Here is a 23,015-nt window from a genome sequence, read left to right on the forward strand (position 1 = left end):
GCTCGTGCTAGCTCTTCGGCGCCCACACCAGGACGTCCAGCACGAGCAGGTCACCGGTCTTCACCTCGGTGAGCCGGACGCGGGCGAACGTCCTGCCGTTGGTCTTCACGCAGAAGGTGGCGTCGGGAGCGACGTCCTGGCCGCTCACCTGGCTCTTGTACCCGGCGGCGACGCAGTCGTCGAAGGTCGCGCCGGCCTTGACCGGTGCCAGGTCCTCACGCGCCGCGAAGCTGTAGCCGTCGTAGGACAGGTCGTACCGCTGGTCGCCCTCGTTCGTCCGCACCGCGCCCCAGTCCAGCGCCGCCGAGTCGAGGTCGACGCCGTAGCCCCGCGTGAGCTGGACCAGCCTGTCCTTGCTCGTCCGCTTGACGCCGGGGGCCTCCTGCGGCGGCGCGGACGTGGTGGTGGCCGTCGGGACGGTCGAGGAGCCCGTCGTGGGGACAGGGCTGGAGTTCGACGTCTCCAGGGCCCGGCCGGGCGTGCTCGTCGCGGCGCGGGTCGCCACGACCGTGACCGCCGCCGTTCCCGCGATGATGCCGACGACCGCCAGCAGGACGACCTTGTCGACCGGCTTGCCGATCTTCCCGACGACCAGGCCGGCTCCGATCAGCAGCGCGACGGCGCCGATCACCAACGCCGCTGTCGACGCAGACCCGGACAGCACGGTCACGATCGCCGAGACGTCGGCGATCAGGCTGATGGGCAGCAGCCACTGCCACCCGCGGTTGTTCTCGTTCTCGCTCAGAAGATCACCGTCTGGTTGCCGTGCACGAGCACGCGGTCCTCCAGGTGCCACCGCAACCCGCGCGCCAGCACCACCTTCTCGATGTCACGCCCCTTGCGCACCATGTCCGCCACCGAGTCGCCGTGGTGCACCCGCATCACGTCCTGCTCGATGATCGGCCCGGCGTCCAGGTCGGCCGTCACGTAGTGGCACGTGGCGCCCACGAGCTTCACGCCGCGGCGGTGCGCCTGGTGGTACGGGCGCGCGCCGATGAACGACGGCAGGAAGCTGTGGTGGATGTTGATCGTCTTACCGGTCCACGCCGCGCACAGCTCCGGCGGCAGGATCTGCATGAAGCGGGCCAGGACGACGGCGTGCGGGTCGTGCTTCTCGACCAGCAGCCGCAGCTGGGCGAACGCCGCCTGCTTGCCCTCCGGGTCGTTGACCGGGAACGGCACGTGGTGGAAGGGGATGCCGTGCGCGCGCGTGATGTCGCCCAGCTCCGGGTGGTTGCCGATGACGGCCGACACCTCGACGTCGAGCTCGCCGGTCGCGACGCGCGCCAGCAGGTCGTAGAGGCAGTGGCCTTCCTTCGACACCAGGATGACCACGCGCTTGCGGGAGCCCGTGTCGGTCACCGTCCACGTCGACTGCGCGCCCAGGGACGCGGCCACGGCGGCGAAGCGCTCGCGCAGCTCGTCCACGCCGAACGGCAGGGAGTCCGCGCGGACCTCCTGGCGCGTGAAGAACCAGCCCGTCTCCGGGTCCGTGTGGTACGCGGCCTCGACGATCCAGCCGCCGTTGTCCGCGAGGAACGACGAGATCCTCGCGATGATGCCGGTGCGGTCCGGGCAGCCGAAGGTGATCACATAGCGACGTTCAGGCGATGACACGACGCACGAGTATTCACGGCCTGGGCAGCGCCGCCAACAGGGACTCGTCACCCGACACGATCGCGTGGCCCGGCCGCCCCCACAGCGCCCGGTAGACGGCGTCGGCGGTGCCGGCGAGGGTGGCGTCGGCGTTCACGGCCGAGTCGAGCACACCTGTCACGACCAGCGGCTCACCGGGCGCGAGCCAGACCTCCCACGCTTGACCCGCGTCGGCGGCGTGCACGAGGACGTGACCCGTCGCCTCGACGACCCGGCCGAGCACCAGCTGGCGGGGCATCATGATCGTGAGCATCTCGTCGATGCCGTCCGCGGCGAACTCCGAGTCGAAGACCAGCGACGGCAGCTCGGCGCCGGCGGCGAGTTCCGCGTCCAGGCGGTGGATCGACGTCTCGTGCGCCTGCCTGCGCGCCCAGAAACCGGCGACCTGCTCGTCGTGGAACGTCCACGCCGGACGGTCGGCCGGAACCTCGCGGAGCCGCTCCACCAACCTCGCCAACCCCTTGTCCCACCAGGAGATCGCCTCGTCCCAGTCGCGCGGGGCCTTCGGCCACTCCGGCCGGCCGGACGAGGGTTCGGTGACGACGGCCTGCCCTGCCCAGGTGTGCACCTCGGCCATGTGCCGCACGAGCTTCAGCACCGTCCACTCAGGACACGTGGGAACCTCGGCGTCCGGACCGGCCTTCAGGGCGGCCGAACGCATCAGGGAGGCCTGGGTCTCGATCTGCGCGACGAAGTCCACGAACCCCACCATAGTGATGCGACCGGCGACCTCCACCTCGCTGCGTGCTCAGCATCGCGGCCAGAGGTGCGGAGCAGGGGCGCTAGGGCGCGACGGCGGCCCATTCGAGCGTGATCTCGCCGAGCCGCCACCGCCGCCGGTCGTCCAGCACGGGCCAGCCGCGCTCGGTGAGCAGCCGCGCCGTCTCCACCCACCGGGCCCTGGGCCCGAACGGGGCGAACGGGGCCGCGGTGGCCCAGCAGGCGTCCAGTTCGGCCAGCAGGGCGTGCACGCGCTCGCCGGGCACGTTCTTGTGGATCAACGCCTTGGGCAGCCGCTCGGCGATGTCACCGGGCGTCTCGATCGCGGACGGCTTGCACGCCAGCGTGAACCGCAAAGGCCCCTCCGCCGACAGCGTCACCCACGTGCACCGGCGCCCGATCTCGTCGCACGTGCCCTCGACGACCAGGCCGCCGGGAGCCATGCGCGACAGCATGGTGTCCCACGCCTCGAACGCCTGCTCCTCGGTGTACTGGCGCAGCACGTTGAAGGCGCGCAACAACACCGGCCGCGCCCCGGCGAGCTCGAACCCGCCGCGCCGGAAGTCGAGGAACGGCGGGTCCGCCACGGCCTTGCCCGCGTCCACCCGCTCCTGGTCGATCTCCAGCCCGAGCACGCGCACGTCCGGCCGCACGGCACGCAGCCGGGCGGCCATCTCGACGGTGGTGATCGGCGTGGCGCCGTAGCCGAGGTCGACGACGAGCGGATCGGCGGCGCCGGCCAGGAACGAGGACAGCGTGCCGGTCATCCACCGGTCGACCCGGCGCAGGCGGTTCGGGTTGGTCGTGCCGCGGGTCGGAACGCCGAGCGCGCGGGCCCTGCCGGCCGCTAGGCGCGGTTTGCGAGCCATTGCGAGGTGAACTCGCTCTCCTTGTCGAGCAGCACGGCGACCTGCTCGGCGATCAGCTTCTCGAGCTTGCCGCCCAGCAGCGGGATGCTGACCTTGACCTCCCCCGTGAGGGTGGTCTTGGAGCCGGACCCGTCGTCCAGGACCACGAACGAGCCCTCGAGGCGGCCGGGCACGCCACCGACGGCCACCTCGACCGTGCCGGCGCCCGCGGCCCAGGTCTCGGTGCGCTGGATCACCAGGTCGCCGCCGAGCGCGGCCTTGACCGCCGACGGCAGGTGCTCGGCGGGCACACCCTGCTTGAGCTGGTACGACGTCCGCTCGTCGGTCTTGTCGAACGAGACGAGCGCGGCGTTCGTGCCGCCGATCGCGGCCAGCCTGTCCCGCAGATAGGTCTCGTCGACCATCGCGCCGAAGACCTTCTCCGCCGAATGGGGTGACGTGGTGTGGTGCTCGATGCGGCGTGCCATGTCGCGGAGGCTACCGTTGACGTCTGTGACCACCACGCAGTCCGTACCTCTGGCCGAGCGCACCACGCTCCGACTCGGTGGCCCGGCCGCGCGGTTCGTCCACGCCACGACCGCCGCTGAGCTGGTCGAAGCCGTGCGGACAGCCGACGCCGACGCCGACGAGAAGGTCCTCGTCCTCGGTGGCGGGTCCAACCTCGTGATCTCCGACAGCGGCTTCGACGGCACCGTCGTGCACGTCGCCACCAAGGGCTTCCGGCTCGACCCGCTGGGCGGCGGCATCGTCCAGTTCACCGTCGAGGCGGGCGAGGAGTGGGACTCGGTCGTCGCCGAGGCGGTCGCGCAGGGCCTCGGCGGGCTCGAGTGCCTCTCGGGCATCCCGGGCCTCAACGGCGCCACGCCCGTGCAGAACGTCGGCGCGTACGGCGTCGAGATCTCCCAGGTCCTGCAGTCGGTGGACATCCTCGACCGCCGCAGCGGCAAGGTGCACCAGGTGCCCGCCGCCAAGCTGGGCCTCGACTACCGCACCAGCACGCTGAAGAACACCGAGCACGCGGTCGTGCTGCGCACCCGGTTCTCGCTCACCTCCGGGGGCATGTCCGCGCCGATCCGCTACGGCGAGCTGGCGCGCGTCCTCGGTGTGGCGCAAGGTGATCGCGTTCCGGCGGACGCGGCCCGCAAGGCCGTGCTGGAGCTGCGCCGCGGCAAGGGCATGGTCCTCGACCCCACCGACCACGACACGTGGAGCGCGGGCTCGTTCTTCACCAACCCGGTCATCGACGAGCCGACGTTCAACGGCGTGCTCATCCGCATCGCCGAACGCCTCGGCGCGGACGTCGACGTGCCGAGCTACCCCGCCGGCCCCGGCCGCAGGAAGCTCTCCGCCGCGTGGCTGATCGAACGCGCCGGCTTCCGCAAGGGCCACCAGGGCCCCGGCGGCCGCGTGTCGTTGTCCGGCAAGCACACCCTGGCCCTGACCAACCGCGGCGGCGCCTCGACCGAGGACCTGCTGGACCTCGCCCGCGAGGTGCGCGACGGCGTGCGGGCGGCGTTCGGCGTGGAACTGCACCCGGAACCGGTCTTCGTGGGCGTGCACCTCTAGCTCTGTTCGGGTGACTCCGTGTGACGAACCGCTACCTGGCGTGTTTCATTGAGGTAGGCGGGGAACGGAGGTCGCCATGAGCTACCTCGACGAGAACGAGCGCGAGGTCATCAGGCCCGTCAAGCGCATGGTCGAAGACGAGTTCCTGTCACGGCCGGGCGTCATCGGCGTCGACATCGGCGAGAAGGTCACCGGTGGGCGCCCGACCGGCAGGGCCGCGATCGTGGTCTACGTGTGCGCCAAGGGGTCTCACCACCCGGAGCAGATCCCGGTGGAGGTCCGCGGCGTGCCGACCGACGTGGTCGCGGAGTCGATCGTGCTGCACCGGGCCAGGCTCACCCGCGCGTCGGACGGGCAACCCGGTGCGGTGGAACGGCACGCGGTGTTGCGCGGAGGCATCGGCATCGGCCCGGCGAGGTCCTTCCGGGTCGTGCCTCCCGAGGTCGAGCGGGCCGGTGAGTACGTGATCGCCGGCACGCTCGGCGCGTTCGCCCTCACGCGGGGCGAGCCGGGGAAGGTGCTGGGGCTCACCACGTTCCACGTCGGCTGCGTCGACGACTCGTGGTCGGTGGGCGACGAGTTCCTGCACCCGTCCAGAGTGGACGGTGGGGCGCCCGGTGCCGACCAGGTCGCCGTGCTGGACCGGGCGGCGCTCGCGGGAGCCGTGTCCGCGGCGGGGCTGAGGATGGGCGCGAGGCCGTTCCGCGCGGAGGTGCTCGACATCGGCGCGATCACGGGCAGCGCCGGGGCGGTCATCGGCTCGAGCGTGCGCAAACGCGGCCGCACCACGGGGCTCACCTACGGCGTGATCGAGTCGACGGACGCGACGGTCAGGCTCGACTTCGAGGACGGCATCGGCGTCCGGACCCTGCGCGACCAGATCCGCGTGCACTCGTCCGAGCGCTTCGGCGACCACGGGGACAGCGGCGCCGTGCTGGTCGACGCCGACAACCGGGTCGTCGGCCTGTACGTCGCCGGGTCGGGCTCGACGGGATTCGCGAACCCCATCGAGCCCGTCCTGCGTCAGCTGGACGTGGAGCTGCTCACTCCCGGTGTGCCCGCGTCGCGGAGGCCTGGGCCCGCGGCTTGAGCACGATGGTGTCCAGGTTCACGTGCGACGGGCGGGTGACGGCGAACGCGATCACGTCCGCCACGTCGTCCGCGACCAGCGGCTCGATGCCCTGGTAGACCTTGGCCGCGCGCTCGGTGTCGCCGCCGAACCGGTTCGCCGAGAAGTCCGTCTCGACCATGCCCGGCTGGATCTCGGTGATCCGCACGGGCTTGCCCAGCAGCTCGCCCCGCAGCGTCCGGTGCAGCGCCGACTGGGCGTGCTTGGCGCTCGTGTAGCCGGAACCGTTGTCGTAGGCCTCGTACGCCGCGACGGACGTCACGGACACGATGTGCCCGTCCCCGGACTCGATCAGCTTCGGGATGAACGCCTTGGTCACCAGCAGGGTGCCGAGGACGTTCGCCTCCCACATCCAGCGCCACTCGTCCGCGACGCCCTCCGCGACGGTCGAGAGCCCGCGGGCGCCGCCCGCGTTGTTCACGAGCACGTTCGCCTGGGGTACCCGGTCCGCGAAGGCGGCGACGGAGGCTTCGTCGGTGACGTCCAGCTCGATGGCCGTCCCCTCGATCTCCTTCGCGATAACGTGGAGGAGGTCCAGACGACGTGCGCCGAGCACGACGTGGAAGCCCTCGGCGGCCAGCCGCCGCGCGGTGGCCTCGCCGATGCCCGCGCTTGCTCCGGTCACTACTGCGACAGGTCGATTCACGACCTCGATCGTAGGCCGCCGGATCGTCTGTGACCGACGTCACTCGCACCACCCGGTCGTGTTGGACGTCCACCATGGTGGGAGGTCGAAACCGTGAAGAGAACACTTGTCGCGCTGGTCGCTGGACTGACGCTGCTGACCGGCTGCTCGAGTGTCGAGGCGGGGTCACCGAAGGCGGACAGCTCGCTGCCGTCCGCGAAGGTGACCGTGTCCCCGGTCGACGGAACCAAGGACGTGCAGGTCACGACCCCGGTCCAGGTCACCGTGGTGGACGGCAAGATCGAGTCCGTCGCACTGAAGTCACCCGAGGGCGCCGACGTCAAGGGCACCCTCACCGAGGACAAGTCGGGCTGGACGACGGCGGAGCCGCTCGGCTACGGCAAGACGTACAGCTTCTCAGGCAAGGCCGTCGGCTCCGACGGCAAGCCGGTCGAGCTCAAGGGCTCGTTCACCACCGTCGCGCCCGGTTCGCAGACCCGCGCGACGCTCTGGCCCTCGGACAACCAGACCGTCGGCGTCGCGGCGCCGATCATGGTCAAGTTCGAGGCGCCGGTCCAGGACAAGGCGACCGTCGAGAAGGCGCTCAAGGTCACCAACTCGGCGAACGTGCAGGGCTCGTGGGCCTGGCTCAACGCCCAGGAGGTGCACTACCGCCCGGAGAAGTACTGGCCCGCCAACACCACGGTCAAGGTCGAGGCCAAGCTCTACGGCGTGAACTACGGCGGCGGCGCGTTCGGCAAGGCCGACGTGACCAGCGACTTCACCATCGGCCGCAACCAGGTCGTGAAGATCGACAACCCGACGCACCGGCTCAAGGTGTTCCGCGACGGCCAGCAGACCGCCGACTACCCGGCGTCGTTCGGCAAGGACGCGGACCCCGAGCTCACGACGCCGAACGGCACGTTCGTGGTCATGTCGAAGCACGACACGTTCTCGTTCGACAACCCGCGCTACGGCTACACCAACGTCGTGAAGAAGTGGGCCGTCCGGTTCTCGAACCACGGCGAGTTCATCCACGAGAACAACGACAACGCGGGCAACATCGGCACGAACAACACCTCGCACGGCTGCGCGAACCTGCTGGAGGCCGACGCGAAGGCGTACTTCGACTCGGCGCTGGTCGGCGACCCGGTCGAGGTGACGAACTCGATCACCACGCTGCCGCCGCAGTTCGACTGGTACGACTGGCAGCTCTCGTGGGACCAGTGGAAGGGCAAGTCCGCCGTCAAGTAGCACCGGCGGGAATGCGTCCCCCGGCCAGGTCGTTCGCACCTGTGTGGATCTGACACGCGTGACGGCGGCCGGCGGGGGACGGCTGGCCGTCCGCGAATCAGGTCCGGACGGCGCGCCCCCGGTGGTCCTCCTGCACGGCTGGGCGCAGACGGGCGCGGTCTGGGACCTGCCCGGTTTCCACACCTACGCCGTCGACCTGCGCGGACACGGCGATTCTGACGACTTCGGCGACTACCGCGACAGCGCCCAGTGGGCCGCGGACGTCGAGGCAGTGCTCGACCACACCGGGCCCGCGACGCTCGTCGGGTGGTCCTACGGCGGGCTCGTGATCACCGACTACCTGCGCTTCCACGGCACCGCGAACGTCGGCGCGCTCGTGTTCGTGAGCGCCATCACCGAGATCGGCCGCGGTCGCCCCGGAGGCGAGACCGGGCCGGTGATGAGGGCCGCGTTGCCCGGCGCGATCACCGACGACGCCGTGCTGGCGACGTTCTGCCAGGCCATGGCCCCTCTCCTGCCCGCAGCCACGGTCGCCGAACTCACAGCCGCGGCCACCTCCGTCAGCCATAAAGTGCGAGGTGAGCTGTTCCGCAGGGACGTGGGCAGCGCCGAAGTGTTGAAGGCCGTAGACGTGCCGACCCTGGTCGTGCACGGAACTCAAGACGAGGTGGTCGCGCCCGCCGCCGCCGAGTACTCCGCCGCCCTGATCCCCGGAGCCGAGTTGAGCCTGTACCCCGACACCGCGCACGCGCCGTTCCTGGAGCGGCCGGAGCGGTTCGCCGCCGATCTCCTGCGAGTCGCCCGATGAAGCGCGTGGCGGTGCTCTCAGTGCACACCTCGCCGCTCGAACAGCCGGGGACGGGGGACGCGGGCGGGATGAACGTCTACATCGTGCAGACGGCCACGCGGATGGCCCAGCGCGGTGTCGAGGTGGAGATCTTCACGCGCGCCACGTCGTCGGAGCTGCCGCCGGTCGTCGAGCTGGCGCCGGGCGTGCGCGTCCGCAACGTCGCCGCGGGCCCGTTCGAGGGCCTGGGCAAGGAGGAGCTGCCGAGTCAGCTCTGCGCGTTCTCCGCGGGCGTCCTGCGCGCCGAGGCACGGCACGAGCCCGGCTACTACGACGCGATCCACTCGCACTACTGGCTGTCCGGGCAGGTCGGCTGGATCGCGCGGGAACGCTGGGGCGTGCCGCTGGTGCACACCGCGCACACGCTGGCCAAGGTCAAGAACCTGGCGCTGGCCGAGGGCGACGCGCCGGAGCCCCGCATGCGCGTGATCGGCGAGGACCAGGTCGTCAACGAGTCGGACCGGCTCGTCGCGAACACCGACATCGAGGCCGGCGAGCTGATCAAGCTCTACGACGCGGAGCCGTCCAAGGTCGCCGTCGTGCCGCCGGGTGTCGACCTCGACAGGTTCACGCCCGGCGACCAGTGCGGTGCCCGGCAGTCGCTCGGTGTCCCGCAGGACGCGATCGTGCTGGCGTTCGTCGGCCGGATCCAGCCCTTGAAGGCCCCTGACGTGCTGCTGCGCGCCGCCGCGGAGATGCTCGTGCGCGATCCCGGCCTGCGGTCCCGGTTGGTCGTGCTGATCGTGGGCGGGCCCTCGGGTTCGGGCACGGAACGGCCGAAGGCGCTGGAGGAGCTGGCCGCGCAGCTGCGGATCACCGACGTGGTGCGCTTCCTGCCGCCCCAGCCGGGTCCGGCGCTGGCGCAGGTCTACCGGGCCGCCGACCTCGTCGCCGTGCCGAGCCACAACGAGTCGTTCGGACTGGTGGCGCTGGAGGCCCAGGCCTGCGGGACGCCCGTGGTCGCGGCGGCCGTGGGCGGGCTGCCCGTGGCGGTCAACGACGGCGTCTCCGGGGTGCTCGTGCACGGGCACGAACCCGGCGAGTGGGCGTCGGCGATCAGCGGGGTGGCGCTGCCGCAGCGGGAGCACCTGGCGAGCAACGCCGTGGGACATGCACGACGCTTCTCGTGGGACCGCACGACTGATGCCCTGCTGGCGGGGTATCAAGAGGCGGCAGAGGTGTTCCGCCGGGAGGTTTTCGCTTGAGCGTCGATGGTGTGATCAAGGAGTTCCTGGACGAACGGGAGCTGCAGTACGACCGGCGTGAGCCGGGCAAGTTCTTCGTGACGTTGCCGGGCACCAAGAAGCTGCAGACCAACGTGTGGCTGGTCGAGACCTCGCACGCGCTGGTCGTCGAGGCCTTCGTGTGCCGGCGGCCGGACCAGTCGTTCGAGGACGTCTACCGGTTCCTGCTGCGTCGCAACGCACGGCTGTACGGCGTGCACTACACGATCGACGCCGAGGGTGACATCTACCTGGTCGGACGGGTCGGCAAGCACGCCGTGACCGCCGACGAGCTGGACCGCGTGCTCGGGCAGGTGCTGGAGGCGGCGGACGGCGACTTCAACCCGTTGCTCGAGATCGGGTTCGCCGACGCGATCCGGCGGGAGTGGGCCTGGCGGGTGTCGCGCGGCGAGTCGCTCGCGAACCTGGCGGCGTTCCAACATCTCGTTTCGGAGTAGCCGCCGACTCGTTTCGGCTTCCCCGGCAACCCCCGGTCCGCCCTCGCCCGTCCGACTGGCATGGGCAGACCAGTGCTGTTGGTGGGAGTCGCGTTGCTGGCCCTGGCTACGGCCGGGTGCGGAAGCAGTATGAACAGCGGGGGGACGTCGGCGAAGGATGCCGCCGCACCACCGCAGGCGGCGCAGAACGTTGCGCCTCAGCGGGAGAACGGGGAGAACGCGCCGGCCGTGCAGCCGGTGCAGCAGCAGGAACGCCAGTTGGTGCGCACGGCGGACGTCGACCTGCGCAGTGACGACGTGCTGAAGGCCATCGGCCAGGTCAAGGACCGCGCGCGGGCGGTGGGCGGGTTCGCGGGACAGGAGAACTCGACCAAGAAGTCCGGGTCCGTGACCGTGCGCGTGCCGTCGAGCGAGCTGGACAAGCTCGTGCAGGACCTGGCGAACGTCGGCGAGGTCACCCGCAGCGAGGTGAAGAGCCAGGACGTCACCGACCAGATGGTCGACGTCGAGTCGCGCATCGCCACGCAGAAGGCCAGCGTCGAGCGGCTGCGGGCGTTGTTCGAGCGGGCCGGGTCGACCTCGGAGGTCGCGCAGGTCGAGAGCGAGCTGACCAAGCGGCAGGCCGAGCTCGAGTCGATGCAGCGGCGCAGCGAGTCGCTGAAGGGCCAGGTCGCGATGGCGACGCTGACCGTGGACGTCGCGACCACCCCGATCGCCCCGCCCGAGGAGGAGAAGGTCGGGTTCCTGGGGGCTCTGGCCGGCGGCTGGAACGCGCTGGTCGCGGTCACGGGCGTGATCCTGATCGGACTCGGCGCCATGCTGCCGTTCGTGGTGGCGCTGGGGATTCCCGCGTTCGCGGTGGTCTACCTGCTGCGGCGCCGGAGGCGTGTCACCCGTACGAACGAAGCAGGGTGATCAAAGTCTACTGAGAGTGGGCCTTTGGTGATGCGCGGAACGGCTCGGGAGAGAGGGGGAGTCGCATCGAGCCGTTCCGCGTCAAAGGTCCCCGCTGCAGGGATCCGTGGACGGGGGGAGCCTGCGGATCCCAAGCGGGCCACACGATTCGACGGGGGATGACGAATCGCGCATGTGCCTCGCGCTCGTCGAGTAAGCGTGGGAGCCGACTCGCGGAGGCGGTATCAACTTCTCAGATACGTCCTTGCAATCACAAGTGCTTGTATTACTCCATTCGAGTGTATTTAGCGGCGCAAAGTAACGGCCCTGTAGCGATCGAGTTGTCCTTGACCTCCCCAGTGGGCTGGCTCACGATGTGCCCACAGGCTGGATGTTCAGCGAGTGAATGAGGTCGCCGCATGGTCTTTCGCAGTCCGTTCCCCGACGTCGAGATCCCCGACGTGTCGCTGCACCAGCTGCTGTTCGGCGACATAGCCGACCGGGCGGACAGGGTTGCGCTGATCGACGGCATGTCCGGCGCCGAGATGACCTACGGCCAGCTCGCCGGTGCCATCGACCGCATGGCCGCGGCGCTGGCCGCGCGAGGTATTGGCAAAGGTGATGTCGTCGGCATCCTGAGCCCGAACACCCCGTACTACGCCGTCGTGTTCCACGGCATCCTGCGCGCGGGCGCCACCGCGACCACGATCAACGCGCTCTACACGGCCGACGAGGTCGCGCACCAGCTGCACGACGCGGGCGCGAAGATGCTGTTCACGGTCTCCGTGCTGCTCCCGAACGCCGGTCCGGGCGCCGCGAAGGCGGGCGTGACCGACGTCGTCGTGCTCGACGGCGCCGAGGGCTACCCGTCGCTGCCGGAACTGCTGGCGAACTCGCACCCGGTGCCCGAGGTCTCGATCGACCCGGCCAACGACATCGCGGTGCTGCCGTATTCGTCCGGCACGACCGCGCTGCCCAAGGGCGTCATGCTGACGCACCGCAATCTCGTCGCAAATCTCGTGCAATGCGGCCCAATTCTTTCGGACGTCGGCGCGCACACGCGAATTCTTGCGGTATTGCCGTTCTTCCACATCTACGGCATGCAGGTCCTGATGAACAACGGCCTGTACATCGGCGGCGTCGTCGTGACCCTGCCGAGGTTCGAACTGCCGGAGTTCCTCCGCGTGATCGCCGAGCACAAGACCGACCGCGTCTACATCGCACCGCCGGTCGCCGTGGCCCTCGCGAAGCACCCGATCGTCGACAACTACGACCTCTCGCCGTTGAAGACCCTCTTCTCGGGCGCCGCCCCGCTGGACGAGGACCTGGCCGCCGCCGTGCGCAAGCGCATCGGCTGCCGCGTCGTGCAGGGCTACGGCATGACGGAGATGTCGCCCGTCAGCCACGCCATCCCCGACGGCCGCGACGACATCTCGGTCGGCACCGTCGGCGTGATCATCCCGAACCTCGAGTGCCGCCTGGTCGACCCGGCCACCGGCGAGGACGTGGGCGCGGGCGACCGCGGCGAACTGTGGTGCCGCGGCCCGAACGTCATGAAGGGCTACCTCAACAACGCCGAGGCCACCGCCGCCACCCTCGACGACGAGGGCTGGCTGCACACCGGCGACGTGGCCGTGATCGACGCCGACGGCATCGTCTCGATCGTCGACCGCGTCAAGGAGCTCATCAAGTACAAGGGCTACCAGGTCCCCCCGGCCGAGCTCGAGGCCGTGCTCCTGACCCACGACGAGATCGCCGACGCGGCGGTCATCGGCGTGCGCGACGCCGACGGCGAGGAGGTGCCGAAGGCGTTCGTCGTGCGGCAGGCCGGCTCGTCCATCGACGGTGACGCCGTGATGGCGTTCGTGGCCGCGAACGTGGCACCGCACAAGAAGGTGCGCGTGGTGGAGTTCATCGAGGCGATCCCGAAGTCGGCGGCGGGCAAGATCCTGCGCAAGGACCTCAGGGCTCGCGAACAGGCCTGATCGACCCCGAGAACGTGGCGGCTCCCTGTCCGGGAGCCGCCACGTTCTCGTTCAGCCGGCCAGCAATGTGGCCTGCAGTGCGGCCACCAGCCAAGCCTCGTAGCGGTCGCCGGGCCAGCCCAGCACCTTGTGCACGTGCGGCGAGCACATCGTCGTCAGCACGTCCGCCACCTGCGAGGCGTCGTACTCCGCCCGCACCTCCCCGGTCCCCGCCAGCGCCTCGGCGAGCGCCAGGCAGTTCGCCCGCATCGCCTGCTCGCCCTCGTCCGAGATCCGCCGCATGTCCGGATCGGCCCCCGACGACTCGACGCCGGCCATGATCAGCGCCCCGGCCCGCTCGAGCACAACGGCGTTGCGCCGCACCAGTTCCGCGATCAGCTCGCGAGCCGATGGAACGCGCAGCAGCTCCTCGAACGATGGCCGGTCCCGCATCGCCACGGGCTCCTCGTCGCCCGCGATCGCCACGTTCAGCGCGTCCTGGAAGAGCTCGACCTTGTTGGGGTAGTGCGTGTACACGGTCCGCTCGGACACGCCCGCCTCGGCCGCGATCTTCCGCATCGACGTCGCCGCGAACCCGTCCCGCGCGAACAGCCGGTGACCCGCGTCGCGCACCAGCAGGCGCGTCTGGACCGCCGCCTGCTCCCGCAGCGGTGAGCTGTACGAACGCTTGACTTCGTCCTTCATCGAGCGCAGTCTAGCCGTATTCGTTGCAGCATGTCTGCATTGAAAAGGAGAGACCGAGATGGCGCAGCTCAGAGGCATCAGAGGCGTGAAGATCCCGGTGAGCGACCTCGCGAGGAGCACTCAGTGGTACCGCGAGGTGTTCGGGTTCGAGCCCGAGTGGGAGTTCGCCAACGCGGACGGCGTCGTCCGGGGTGTCTCGGGCTACGTGAGCGGTGGCGCCGCGGGGCTGAGCCTGCGCGAGAACCCCGGGAAGGCGCGCGCGATCGCCGGTTTCGACCCGGTCAACTGGGCCGTGGAGACCCGGGAGGACCTCCAGGACTGGATCGCCCACCTCGACGGCCTGAAGATCCCGCACTCACCGGAGATCGAGGCGAGCATCGGCTGGTTGCTGGTCTTCAACGACCCCGACGGGCTGGAGATCCACCTGTACACCGACCAGGAACATGGCGTGGATCACGGTGACCGGCCGGGGTACGGCAGGCGGGTCGGCATGGCAGGCTAGCCGCCATGTCTGTCGGAACCTTGGTCCTGCTCCGCCACGGCGAGAGCACGTGGAACGCGGAGAACCTCTTCACCGGCTGGGTGGACGTTCCCCTGTCGGAGAAGGGCGAGAAGGAGGCCCGCCGCGGCGGGCTGCTCCTCAAAGAGGCCGGCGTGCTGCCGGAGGTCCTGCACACGAGCCTCATGCGCCGGGCGATCATGACCGCGAACCTCGCGCTCGACGCCGCCGACCGGCACTGGATCCCGGTCAAGCGCGACTGGCGCCTCAACGAGCGCCACTACGGCGCGTTGCAGGGCAAGAACAAGAAGCAGACGCTCGAGGAGTTCGGCGAGGAGCAGTTCATGCTCTGGCGCCGGTCCTACGACACCCCGCCGCCGCCCATCGAGCCCGGCAGCGAGTTCAGCCAGGACACCGACCCGCGCTACGCGGACCTCGGCCCCGACCTGCCGCTGACCGAGTGCCTGCTCGACGTCGTGAAGCGGATGATCCCGTACTGGGAGTCCTCGATCGTGCCGGACCTGCGCGCCGGCAAGACGGTCCTCGTGGCCGCGCACGGCAACTCGCTGCGCGCGCTCGTGAAGCACCTCGACGGCGTCTCGGACGAGGCCATCGCCGGGCTGAACATCCCGACGGGCATCCCGCTGCGCTACGACCTCGACGAGGCCCTGAAGCCGCTCAAGCCGGGCGGCGAGTACCTCGACCCCGACGCCGCCAAGGACGCCATCGCGGCGGTGGCGAACCAGGGTCGCTGACCCCGTTCCGAGAAAGGCGCACCCGCCCGTCGGGTGCGCCTTTCCGCGTCTTAGGACACGGTTGGGTGAACGGCGGCTGACCAGGTGCGGAACAACCGTCCACTGAGGTGTCACAGGCGTCACGGTTCACGCTTCCGCACTAGGCCAAGACACCTCTGAGCTGCTTACCATTCGCCTCGTGACCACAACGGGTTACCTCGCTGTGTCGATCGGCCTCGCGCTCATCGGCGCGATAGCCGCTTTCTTCATCGGCCGGTTCACCGCACCAAGGCAGCCCAAGAAGCCGGAAGGCCTCACGGTCGCCGACCTGATCCAGCAGATCGTCCAGGACTCCCACGACGGCATCGTGGTGCTCAACCACTTCGGCGACGTCGTGCTGCACAACCCCCGCGCCGAAGAGCTCGGCATCGTGCGCAACAACCGCGTCGACGACCGGGCCCGCAAGGCCGCCGAGGGCGTCCGCAACAGCAACGAGGTCGTGTACGTCGACCTCTCGCCGCTGGAGGGCTACCGCACGGGGCGGCAGCCCGAGGCCGTGCACGCCGAGGTCCGGCTGCTCATCGAGGACTTCACGGTCGTGGACGCCACGGACGAGTCGGAGTCCGTGCGGCTGGAGAAGACCCGGCGCGACTTCGTGGCGAACGTCAGCCACGAGCTGAAGACCCCCGTCGGCGCGCTGGCGCTGCTCGCGGAGGCCGTGCTGGACGCGAGCGACGACCAGGACGAGGTCCGCCGGTTCAGCGCGAAGATCATGCAGGAGGCCACCCGCCTCGGCGCGCTCGTCACCGAGCTGATCGCGCTGTCGCGGTTGCAGGGGGCCGAGAAGCTGCCGGAGCTGGCCGACACCGAGATCGACGTCGTGATCAACGAGGCGCTGTCGAGGTCCAAGCTCGCCGCCGAGTCCGTCAACATCGCGATCAACGTCGACGAGCCGAGCGGGTTCGTCGTTCCCGGTGACCGGTCGTTGCTGGTCACGGCGCTGACGAACCTCTTGGACAACGCTGTCGCGTACTCGCCGCCCGGCAGTCCGGTCAGCGTGAGCAGGCGGCTGGTGGACGGTCACGTCGAGATCGCGGTCACCGACCGCGGCATCGGCATCGCCGAGGACCAGCAGATCAGGGTCTTCGAGCGGTTCTACCGCGTCGACAAGGCCCGGTCGCGGGCCACCGGGGGCACCGGCCTCGGGCTCGCGATCGTCAAGCACGTCGCCGCCAACCACGGCGGTGAGGTGAAGCTGTGGAGCCTGCCAGGAACGGGGTCCACCTTCACGCTGCGGATCCCCGCCGCGGCGGAACCGAACCCGACTCTCGTGCCGGCTGGCACGGGTGACCCAGGAGGAGAGCTGTGACCAGGGTGCTCATCGTGGAGGACGAGGAGTCCTTCGCCGATCCGCTCGCCTTCCTGCTGCGCAAGGAGGGGTTCACCGCGGCGCTCGCCGCCACCGGCCAGGAGGCGCTCGAGGAGTTCGACCGCAACGGTGCCGACATCGTGCTGCTCGACCTGATGCTGCCCGGCATGAGCGGCACGGACGTGTGCAAGCAGCTGCGCCAGCGCTCCGCCGTCCCCGTGATCATGGTGACGGCCCGCGACAGCGAGATCGACAAGGTCGTGGGGCTCGAACTGGGCGCCGACGACTACGTCACCAAGCCGTACTCGGCCCGTGAGCTCATCGCCCGCATCCGCGCGGTGCTGCGCCGCGGCGGCGAGTCCGAGGACCTGCTCCCGCAGATCCTGGAGGCCGGTCCGGTGCGGATGGACGTGGAACGCCACGTCGTCACCGTCAGCGGCCAGGACATCAGCCTGCCGCTCAAGGAGTTCGACCTCCTCGAGTACCTGCTGCGCAACGTCGGCCGCGTCCTGACCCGTGGACAGCTGATCGACCGGGTGTGGGGAGCGGACTACGTCGGCGACACGAAAACGCTGGACGTGCACGTCAAGCGGCTGCGGTCCAAGATCGAACCCGACCCGTCGGCCCCGCGCCACCTGGTGACCGTGAGGGGTCTGGGTTACAAGTTCGAGTCCTGACGGACACGACCAGGTACCGTTTCCGGCGTGCGCCTGGGCGTTCTCGACGTGGGTTCCAACACCGTCCACCTACTCGTGGTGGACGCGCATCGTGGTGCCCACCCCATCCCGATGACGTCGGAGAAGACGATCCTTCGTCTCGCCGAGCAGCTCGACGACTCCGGTCAGCTCCGCAAAGCGGGCGCTGACCAGCTCGTTCGTGCCGTGGCCGCCGCCAAGGCTTCGGCCAAGCGGTCCGGCTGCGACGACCTGATGGCGTTCGCCACCTCGGCGGTGCGCGAGGCGGGCAACTCAGCCGAGGTGCTCGACCGGGTGCGCACCGAGACCGGGGTCGAGCTGAAGGTCCTGTCCGGCGAGGACGAGGCGAAGTTCACCTTCCTCGCGGTCCGCCGCTGGTACGGCTGGTCCGCGGGCAAGCTGCTCAGCCTCGACATCGGTGGCGGCTCGCTGGAGCTCGCCATCGGACGGGACGAGAACCCGGACCTGGCCTTCTCCGTGCCGCTCGGCGCGGGAAGGCTCACCAGGACCCGGTTCAAGAAGGACCCGCCCCGGCGCTCGGAGGTCCGCGAGACCACCGACTGGCTCGCCGAGCAGCTCGCGCCCGTGGCGCGGAAGCTGAAACGCGCGGGTGAACCCGATCGAGTGGTTGCAACCTCAAAAACTTTCCGAACGCTGGCGCGGCTCACCGGGGCCGCGCCATCGTCTGCCGGGCCCAGGGCGCGTCGGGTGCTCACCGACGCGGGCCTGCGGCAGCTGATCGCGTTCATTTCCCGGATGTCGGCCAGTGACCTCGCCGAGCTGGAAGGCGTGAGCACCTCACGCGCCCACCAGCTCCTCGCGGGCGCACTGGTCGCGGAGGCCACAATGCGAGCCCTGTCACTCACCCAGCTGGAGATTTGCCCCTGGGCGCTCCGGGAAGGTGTCATCCTCCGACGGCTGGACCACACTGACGGGACGGACCAGAGCGATACTGGACGGACTGGCCAGACCGGGGCACGGTGGAGTTGATGAGTCGAGAGAGCGGATCGGACCAGACGCAGCGCACGGTCGCTGAGCTGCTCGCCCAGTACGGGGGCAGCGCGGAGAGTGCGCCACGTCGGCGACGCCGCCGGGCGGACGACGAACCCGAGGACGTCCAGCAGCCGGAGACCGCACCCCAGACGATCATCGAGCGGGTCCTGTCCGACAGCGGCCGCCTGATGGCGATCCGCGACGACACCGCACCGCCGTCCGGTCGCCGCGCCGCGCCGGAACCGCCCGCCGTGGCCGAGCGCACCGCGTACCAGCCGAAGCCGCCGGTCGTCCCGCCGAAGCCGCAACCCAAGCCGCAGCCTTCGCAGCAGATGCCGCTGCCGCAGGCCCAGCCGCCGCAGGTCCGCAGACCGGCTCCGCCGAAGCCCGCCGCTCCCAAGCCGGCCGCACCGGTGCCGCCGCCCCCCGCGTCCGCCGAGCAGACCCGGCAGGTGCCGCAGGTCCGCGACCAGCCGTCGCGCTCGGACATGCCGCGCCCGGACGTGCCCGGCCGCCTGGAGGCGCGTCTCGACCAGTCGGTCGCCGCGCCGAACCCGTCGCGCCCGAACATCGCGAGGCCCAAGCCGGTCCCACCGCCGGTGCAGATGCCGGTCGCCGCGCCGCCGCGCGAGGCCATGACCGAGCAGCTCCCGCGCATCCCGGCGAAGGCGCCGGTGGACAAGATCGCCGCACTCGAGACCGAGTCCGTGCTGATCGTGCCGCCCGCCCCGCCGAAACTGCCGGAGCCGCTGCCGGGCAACGTGCCCGACGCCTGGTTCGGCGACGACGACCCGCAGGCCAAGACCGACCTGTCGATGGCGCCGATGGAGTCGACCGCGGCGCACCCCGGCCCGTACGTGGACGACGACTCGCAGGAGTACGCCGCCTACCGCGCCGACGACGACTACCTCGCGGACGACGACGAGGACCCCGAGGACGACGGTCCCGCGGGCCTCGACGACGCCGCCGAGGTCGACGAGGACCCCGAACCCGAACAGCGCTCCGCCGGCAAGGAATGGCTGATCATGATCGGCCAGCTCGCCGTCGGCGTGCTCGGCGGCGCCGCCCTGTGGCTCGCGTTCAACTACCTGTGGCGCTCGGTACCCGCCGCCGCCCTCGTCGTGGCCCTCGCGGTCACCGTGGGCCTGGTGTTGCTCGTGCGAAAGATCCGCCGCGCGGACGATCTGCAGACCACCGTCCTGGCCGTGCTCGTGGGCCTCATCGTGACCGTCTCACCAGCGGCGATGCTGCTGGTGAAGAGTTGACCGCCCGCATCCCGGTCGGGCTCTCCACGGCGTCGGTCTACCCGCAGCCCGCCGGAGCGGCGTTCGACATGGCCTCCGACCTGGGCTACGACGGCGTCGAGCTGATGGTGTGGGCCGACCCGGTGTCGCAGGACATCCGGGCCGTCGACCGCCTGTCGACCCGATCGGGCATGCCGGTGCTCGCCGTGCACGCCCCCTGCCTGCTGATCTCGCAGCGGGTGTGGTCGCCGGACCCGTCCGAGCGGCTGCGCCGTGCCGTCGAGGCGGCCGGCGACCTCGGCGCGCCCACTGTGGTGCTGCACCCGCCGTTCCGGTGGCAGCGCAAGTACGCGGACGGGTTCGCTGAGCTGGTGTCGTCGTTGGAGGCGGAGAGCGGGATCGCCATCGCTGTGGAGAACATGTTCCCGGTGAAGCGGCCGCTCGGGCGGGGGCGTTCGGTTGAGATGAACGCGTTCAAGCCCTCGGTGGACCCGACCGATGTCGGGCATGCGAACTACACGTTGGACCTGTCGCATTCGGCTGCCGCGCACATGGACGCGCTGGAGTTGGCCAAGCGGATGGGGGACGGGTTGCGGCACGTCCACCTCGCGGACGGGTCCGGGGCGCCCAAGGACGAGCACATGGTGCCTGGGCGGGGGACTCAGCCTTGTGCCGAGTTGTGCGAGATGTTGGCTCGTGGGGGTTTTGACGGGCAGGTGGTGCTGGAGGTCAACACCCGGCGGGCCGGGACCGCGGATGCTCGGCGGGAGATGCTGGCTGAGGCGCTGTTGTTCGCTCGGTTGCACTTGGATTGGGCTGCTGAGGGTGGGGCTGGGAAGGCTCGGCCCGGGTTGTCTCGCTGATCCGTTGGTCGAGGTTGCGAGTGCGGGTTGCGTTGGCTTGTCGCGGTTCCAGCGGGGTTGGTCGCGTTCCGGCGGGTTGGTCGCCTTGCGAGGGTGCTCGCGCGGGTCGTGACGAAGAGCGGGGTTGCGATTGGGGCTTGACCTTGAGCCTCTGGCGGGGCGCTTGACGGCCGGAAAGGCCGGGCTGAAAAGCGCCCGGCCGTGCCCGATGAGGGGTAGCACCCCGCCCCTCAAGGTCAAGCCCCAATCGCCATGAGCGGGGCCTACCGCTACCCGGAGCTTTCAGTTCGGACGGCTCGCTTCGCATCGCCAAGCCAGGCTGCGTGCATGGATTGCTTGCGATGTCGGCTGTCCGGTTGGCACCGCGCGCCGGGCCTGGGTGTTTGGGCACCTTGGGTGGGCGGCTGCCGGTTGGTGCCGCGCGCCTGACCTGTGTGCTTGGGCGCCTTGGGTGGGCGGCTGCAGTTGATACCGCGCGCCGGGTTGCGTGCGTGGTTGCCTTGCGAGGGCGAGTGCCAGTTGCGCCTGGCGCTTAGCCTCGCGCCTCGCGCCTCGCGCCTCGCGCCTCGCGCCTCGCGCCTCGCGCCTCGCGCCTCGCGCCTCGCGCCTCGCGCCTCGCGCCTCGCGCCTCGCGCCTCGCGCCTCGCGCCTCGCGCCTCGCGCCTCACGCCTCACGCCTCGCGCCTCACGCCTCACGCCTCACGCCTCACGCCTTCGGCGCCTCGCGTCTCACGCCCTCGCGCTTCACGCCCTCGTGCCTCGTGCTGTCGGCCTCACGCCCTCCGCCTCGCGCCTTACGCCGTCGGCTTCCTGCCTCGCGCTCTCACGCCGTCGGCCTCGCGTCCTCGCACCGTCGCCCTCCCGCCTCACGCTGTCGCCCTCCCGCCTCACGCCGTCGCCCTCCCGCTGTCGCCCTCCCGCTGTCGGTCTCACTCCTCCCATCTCCGCCGACAGCCCCGCCCCTGTCGCCCCTACGTGCGAGTCCTGGCGTCGGCGTGTCGGGCGGCGGGCTAGGGTTCGGGGGTGAACCCGCTGCGAGCGTTGATCATGGCCGCGTCTCGCAACGAGGCGGTCCGGCATCTGGTCGCCAACGCGCCGATCAGCCGTGACGTCGTGAAGCGGTTCGTCGCGGGCGAGACCACCAAAGATGCGGTCGAGGTCGTGCGGGGTCTTGGGCTGCCGGTGACCCTCGACTACTTGGGCGAGGACACGAAGGACGAGGCCCAGGCGGAGAAGACGGTTCAGGCGTACCTGGAGTTGCTCGACGCGTTGCACGCGGCGGGGTTGGCGGAGAACGCCGAGGTCAGCGTCAAGTTGAGTGCTGTCGGGCAGTCGCTCGACGAGGCGCTCGCCCTGACGAATGCCTCCCGGATCTGTGCCGCCGCCGAGCAGTGCGGGACCACGGTCACGCTCGACATGGAGGACCACACCACCACCGACTCGACGCTGCGGGTGCTGGAGGAGTTGCGGCGCAGCTGGCCGTGGGTGGGGGCGGTGTTGCAGACGTACCTGCACCGGACGCTGGACGACTGCCGGCGGCTCTCGGGGGCCGGGAGCAGGGTGCGGCTGGTCAAGGGGGCTTACGCGGAGCCTCCCGAGGTTGCGATTCAGGATCCATCAGAGGTTGATCTGAACTACGTGCGGTGTGTGAACGTTCTCCTCGCTGGAGAGGGTTACCCGATGTTCGCCACGCACGACCCCAGGCTGATCGAAATCATTGGCGAGCGGGCGCGCTGGTATGACAAAACTGACTTCGAGTACCAGATGCTCTACGGCATCCGGACCGAGGAGCAGAGGCGGCTCGGGACTCGCGTTTATGTTCCCTACGGTGAGCAGTGGTACGGATATCTCATGCGGCGACTAGCAGAACGGCCTGCCAACGTGACCTTTTTCCTGCGGTCGCTGGCCAGCCGCTCATGACCTTCTCGAAGTCCAGTGCGGTGCGGTCGCTCGGTGACGGAACTTTCACCGCGTCCCTGCCCGCCGAGTGGACCGTCGGGCCCAAGCCCCACGGTGGTTTCCTCCTCGCGGTGATGACCCGTGCGGCCGCCCAGGTGGCCGAGGGTGATCCGTTGGCGGTGTCCGCGCAGTTCCTGCGGGTGCCGGAGGTCGGGCCCGTGCTCGTGCGCACCGACGTGCGCAAGGCGGGGCGGACGGCCACGGTCATCGCGGTGTCCTTGGAGCAGCGCGGTCAGGTGTGCGTGGAGGCGTCGGTGACGACGGGGCGCATCCCCGAGCACCGGGCCGACTACGTGAACCTGCCGGCGATGCCCGCGGCGCCGCCGCCCGGTGCGGTGGAGCTCGGGACGTTCCCGACCGGCGGGAGCTACAAGGTGGGCGCGTTGTGCGACCTGCGGGTCGACCGCGAGTCGGCGACGTTCCTCGACCGGCGCACGGACGGGCCGTTGACGTTGAAGCTGTGGGCGCGGCCGATCGACGAGCAGCCGGACCCGTACTTCGCGTTGCTCGCGGGCGACCTGTCGATGCCGGTGACGTTCAACCTCGGGCGTTTCGGCTGGTCACCGACGGTGCAGCTGACGGCGTTGCTGCGGGCGCGGCCGGCTCCCGGCTGGTTGCGCATCCACGTCACGTGCCAGGCGGTGCACGGCCAGTGGTTCGACGAGGACGCCACGGTCATCGACTCGGCGGGGCGCCTGGTGTGCCAGGCACGGCAGCTTGCGCTGACACCCGCTGTGTGAGACTTGACC

24 protein-coding genes are annotated in these 23,015 nt (G+C 70.3%); 17 read left to right on the plus strand and 7 right to left on the minus strand.

All coding sequences use genetic code 11. The features are described from left to right. Positions 1 to 7: 7 nt before the first annotated feature. From IE307_RS12340 to IE307_RS12360, 5 genes are all read right to left on the minus strand, one after another. A complete protein-coding gene (locus IE307_RS12340) occupies positions 8 to 796 on the minus strand; it encodes a hypothetical protein (protein WP_191298035.1) in 789 nt (262 codons plus the stop codon). Beyond that, complete coding sequence (gene purU, locus IE307_RS12345; protein ID WP_308436355.1) at positions 742 to 1,593, minus strand: formyltetrahydrofolate deformylase; 852 nt, start codon at positions 1,591 to 1,593, stop codon at positions 742 to 744. The genes IE307_RS12340 and purU overlap by 55 nt, the downstream gene beginning before the upstream one ends. A gap of 37 nt (positions 1,594 to 1,630) precedes the next feature. Continuing rightward, positions 1,631 to 2,356, minus strand: a complete 726-nt coding sequence (locus IE307_RS12350) for a maleylpyruvate isomerase family mycothiol-dependent enzyme (protein WP_229904644.1) — start codon at positions 2,354 to 2,356, stop codon at positions 1,631 to 1,633. An 82-nt stretch (positions 2,357 to 2,438) separates the two neighbouring features. After that, a complete protein-coding gene (locus IE307_RS12355) occupies positions 2,439 to 3,245 on the minus strand; it encodes a class I SAM-dependent methyltransferase (RefSeq protein WP_191298037.1) in 807 nt (268 codons plus the stop codon). Next, entirely contained in the window at positions 3,224 to 3,712 is a 489-nt protein-coding gene (locus tag IE307_RS12360; RefSeq protein ID WP_191298038.1) for a DUF2505 domain-containing protein, read from the minus strand. Before IE307_RS12360 ends, IE307_RS12355 begins: the two co-directional genes overlap by 22 nt. Between IE307_RS12360 and IE307_RS12365 the strand changes: the two genes are divergently transcribed. Together IE307_RS12365 and IE307_RS12370 are read left to right on the plus strand one after the other, a co-directional pair. Next, positions 3,711 to 4,811, plus strand: a complete 1,101-nt coding sequence (locus IE307_RS12365; RefSeq protein ID WP_229904645.1) for a UDP-N-acetylmuramate dehydrogenase — start codon at positions 3,711 to 3,713, stop codon at positions 4,809 to 4,811. The two genes, IE307_RS12360 and IE307_RS12365, sit on opposite strands and share 2 nt — an antisense overlap. 76 nt (positions 4,812 to 4,887) lie before the next feature. Further along, the gene (locus IE307_RS12370) at positions 4,888 to 5,901 is read left to right on the plus strand and encodes a chymotrypsin family serine protease (protein WP_191298040.1); all 1,014 of its coding nucleotides are present in this window, start codon (positions 4,888 to 4,890) and stop codon (positions 5,899 to 5,901) included. On the opposite strand, the gene IE307_RS12375 is transcribed toward IE307_RS12370, so the two are convergent. Further along, complete coding sequence (locus IE307_RS12375; RefSeq protein ID WP_191298041.1) at positions 5,855 to 6,586, minus strand: SDR family NAD(P)-dependent oxidoreductase; 732 nt, start codon at positions 6,584 to 6,586, stop codon at positions 5,855 to 5,857. The genes IE307_RS12370 and IE307_RS12375 overlap by 47 nt on opposite strands. A 93-nt stretch (positions 6,587 to 6,679) precedes the next feature. Between IE307_RS12375 and IE307_RS12380 the strand changes: the two genes are divergently transcribed. From IE307_RS12380 to IE307_RS12405, 6 genes are all read left to right on the plus strand, one after another. After that, positions 6,680 to 7,819 (plus strand): L,D-transpeptidase, encoded by a 1,140-nt coding sequence (locus tag IE307_RS12380; protein ID WP_191298042.1) that lies wholly within the window; start codon positions 6,680 to 6,682, stop codon positions 7,817 to 7,819. A gap of 43 nt (positions 7,820 to 7,862) precedes the next feature. Beyond that, positions 7,863 to 8,627: an alpha/beta fold hydrolase gene (locus tag IE307_RS12385; RefSeq protein WP_191298043.1), complete on the plus strand. Its 765-nt coding sequence runs from the start codon at positions 7,863 to 7,865 to the stop codon at positions 8,625 to 8,627. Then, on the plus strand, positions 8,624 to 9,871 hold the full coding sequence (gene mshA / locus IE307_RS12390) for a D-inositol-3-phosphate glycosyltransferase (protein ID WP_191298044.1): 1,248 nt from the start codon (positions 8,624 to 8,626) through the stop codon (positions 9,869 to 9,871). Before IE307_RS12385 ends, mshA begins: the two co-directional genes overlap by 4 nt. Next, a complete protein-coding gene (locus tag IE307_RS12395; protein WP_191298045.1) occupies positions 9,868 to 10,347 on the plus strand; it encodes a type III secretion system chaperone family protein in 480 nt (159 codons plus the stop codon). Before mshA ends, IE307_RS12395 begins: the two co-directional genes overlap by 4 nt. A 129-nt stretch (positions 10,348 to 10,476) precedes the next feature. Beyond that, positions 10,477 to 11,262: a DUF4349 domain-containing protein gene (locus IE307_RS12400; protein ID WP_191298046.1), complete on the plus strand. Its 786-nt coding sequence runs from the start codon at positions 10,477 to 10,479 to the stop codon at positions 11,260 to 11,262. Between the two features lie 398 nt (positions 11,263 to 11,660). After that, positions 11,661 to 13,226, plus strand: a complete 1,566-nt coding sequence (locus IE307_RS12405) for an AMP-binding protein (protein WP_191298047.1) — start codon at positions 11,661 to 11,663, stop codon at positions 13,224 to 13,226. A 51-nt stretch (positions 13,227 to 13,277) separates the two neighbouring features. On the opposite strand, the gene IE307_RS12410 is transcribed toward IE307_RS12405, so the two are convergent. Next, entirely contained in the window at positions 13,278 to 13,910 is a 633-nt protein-coding gene (locus IE307_RS12410; RefSeq protein ID WP_191298048.1) for a TetR/AcrR family transcriptional regulator, read from the minus strand. A gap of 58 nt (positions 13,911 to 13,968) precedes the next feature. Between IE307_RS12410 and IE307_RS12415 the strand changes: the two genes are divergently transcribed. The 9 genes from IE307_RS12415 to IE307_RS12455 all read left to right on the plus strand — a co-directional run bounded on the left by IE307_RS12415 (position 13,969) and on the right by IE307_RS12455 (position 23,006). Further along, positions 13,969 to 14,412, plus strand: coding sequence for a VOC family protein (locus IE307_RS12415; RefSeq protein WP_191298049.1), 444 nt, complete (start codon positions 13,969 to 13,971; stop codon positions 14,410 to 14,412). A 5-nt stretch (positions 14,413 to 14,417) separates the two neighbouring features. After that, positions 14,418 to 15,164, plus strand: a complete 747-nt coding sequence (locus IE307_RS12420; RefSeq protein WP_191298050.1) for a phosphoglyceromutase — start codon at positions 14,418 to 14,420, stop codon at positions 15,162 to 15,164. 178 nt (positions 15,165 to 15,342) lie between these two features. After that, positions 15,343 to 16,512 (plus strand): sensor histidine kinase, encoded by a 1,170-nt coding sequence (locus IE307_RS12425; RefSeq protein ID WP_191298051.1) that lies wholly within the window; start codon positions 15,343 to 15,345, stop codon positions 16,510 to 16,512. Further along, entirely contained in the window at positions 16,509 to 17,189 is a 681-nt protein-coding gene (locus IE307_RS12430; RefSeq protein ID WP_109629061.1) for a response regulator, read from the plus strand. The genes IE307_RS12425 and IE307_RS12430 overlap by 4 nt, the downstream gene beginning before the upstream one ends. A 27-nt stretch (positions 17,190 to 17,216) precedes the next feature. After that, complete coding sequence (locus IE307_RS12435) at positions 17,217 to 18,197, plus strand: Ppx/GppA family phosphatase (protein WP_191298052.1); 981 nt, start codon at positions 17,217 to 17,219, stop codon at positions 18,195 to 18,197. Next, entirely contained in the window at positions 18,197 to 19,465 is a 1,269-nt protein-coding gene (locus tag IE307_RS12440; RefSeq protein ID WP_191298053.1) for an Rv0497 family membrane protein, read from the plus strand. Before IE307_RS12435 ends, IE307_RS12440 begins: the two co-directional genes overlap by 1 nt. Further along, positions 19,462 to 20,307: a sugar phosphate isomerase/epimerase family protein gene (locus IE307_RS12445; RefSeq protein ID WP_229904646.1), complete on the plus strand. Its 846-nt coding sequence runs from the start codon at positions 19,462 to 19,464 to the stop codon at positions 20,305 to 20,307. The genes IE307_RS12440 and IE307_RS12445 overlap by 4 nt, the downstream gene beginning before the upstream one ends. Before the next feature lie 1,023 nt (positions 20,308 to 21,330). Beyond that, positions 21,331 to 22,227: a proline dehydrogenase family protein gene (locus tag IE307_RS12450; RefSeq protein WP_191298054.1), complete on the plus strand. Its 897-nt coding sequence runs from the start codon at positions 21,331 to 21,333 to the stop codon at positions 22,225 to 22,227. Then, the gene (locus IE307_RS12455) at positions 22,224 to 23,006 is read left to right on the plus strand and encodes a thioesterase family protein (protein WP_191298055.1); all 783 of its coding nucleotides are present in this window, start codon (positions 22,224 to 22,226) and stop codon (positions 23,004 to 23,006) included. The genes IE307_RS12450 and IE307_RS12455 overlap by 4 nt, the downstream gene beginning before the upstream one ends. Positions 23,007 to 23,015 lie beyond the last annotated feature (9 nt).

The sequence above is a fragment of the Lentzea cavernae genome, assembly GCF_014653695.1.
Lineage (GTDB): Bacteria > Actinomycetota > Actinomycetes > Mycobacteriales > Pseudonocardiaceae > Lentzea > Lentzea cavernae.

What these genes read in the sequence shown, in the direction of transcription:
- IE307_RS12355 (WP_191298037.1), bottom strand. Translation starts at nt 3,245, where the DNA reads ATGGCTCGCAAACCGCGCCTAGCGGCCGGCAGGGCCCGCGCGCTCGGC.
- IE307_RS12365 (WP_229904645.1), top strand. Translation starts at nt 3,711, where the DNA reads ATGTCGCGGAGGCTACCGTTGACGTCTGTGACCACCACGCAGTCCGTA.
- IE307_RS12360 (WP_191298038.1), bottom strand. Translation starts at nt 3,712, where the DNA reads ATGGCACGCCGCATCGAGCACCACACCACGTCACCCCATTCGGCGGAG.
- IE307_RS12370 (WP_191298040.1), top strand. Translation starts at nt 4,888, where the DNA reads ATGAGCTACCTCGACGAGAACGAGCGCGAGGTCATCAGGCCCGTCAAG.
- mshA (WP_191298044.1), top strand. Translation starts at nt 8,624, where the DNA reads ATGAAGCGCGTGGCGGTGCTCTCAGTGCACACCTCGCCGCTCGAACAG.
- IE307_RS12400 (WP_191298046.1), top strand. Translation starts at nt 10,477, where the DNA reads ATGAACAGCGGGGGGACGTCGGCGAAGGATGCCGCCGCACCACCGCAG.
- IE307_RS12405 (WP_191298047.1), top strand. Translation starts at nt 11,661, where the DNA reads ATGGTCTTTCGCAGTCCGTTCCCCGACGTCGAGATCCCCGACGTGTCG.
- IE307_RS12410 (WP_191298048.1), bottom strand. Translation starts at nt 13,910, where the DNA reads ATGAAGGACGAAGTCAAGCGTTCGTACAGCTCACCGCTGCGGGAGCAG.
- IE307_RS12415 (WP_191298049.1), top strand. Translation starts at nt 13,969, where the DNA reads ATGGCGCAGCTCAGAGGCATCAGAGGCGTGAAGATCCCGGTGAGCGAC.
- IE307_RS12420 (WP_191298050.1), top strand. Translation starts at nt 14,418, where the DNA reads ATGTCTGTCGGAACCTTGGTCCTGCTCCGCCACGGCGAGAGCACGTGG.
- IE307_RS12440 (WP_191298053.1), top strand. Translation starts at nt 18,197, where the DNA reads ATGAGTCGAGAGAGCGGATCGGACCAGACGCAGCGCACGGTCGCTGAG.
- IE307_RS12455 (WP_191298055.1), top strand. Translation starts at nt 22,224, where the DNA reads ATGACCTTCTCGAAGTCCAGTGCGGTGCGGTCGCTCGGTGACGGAACT.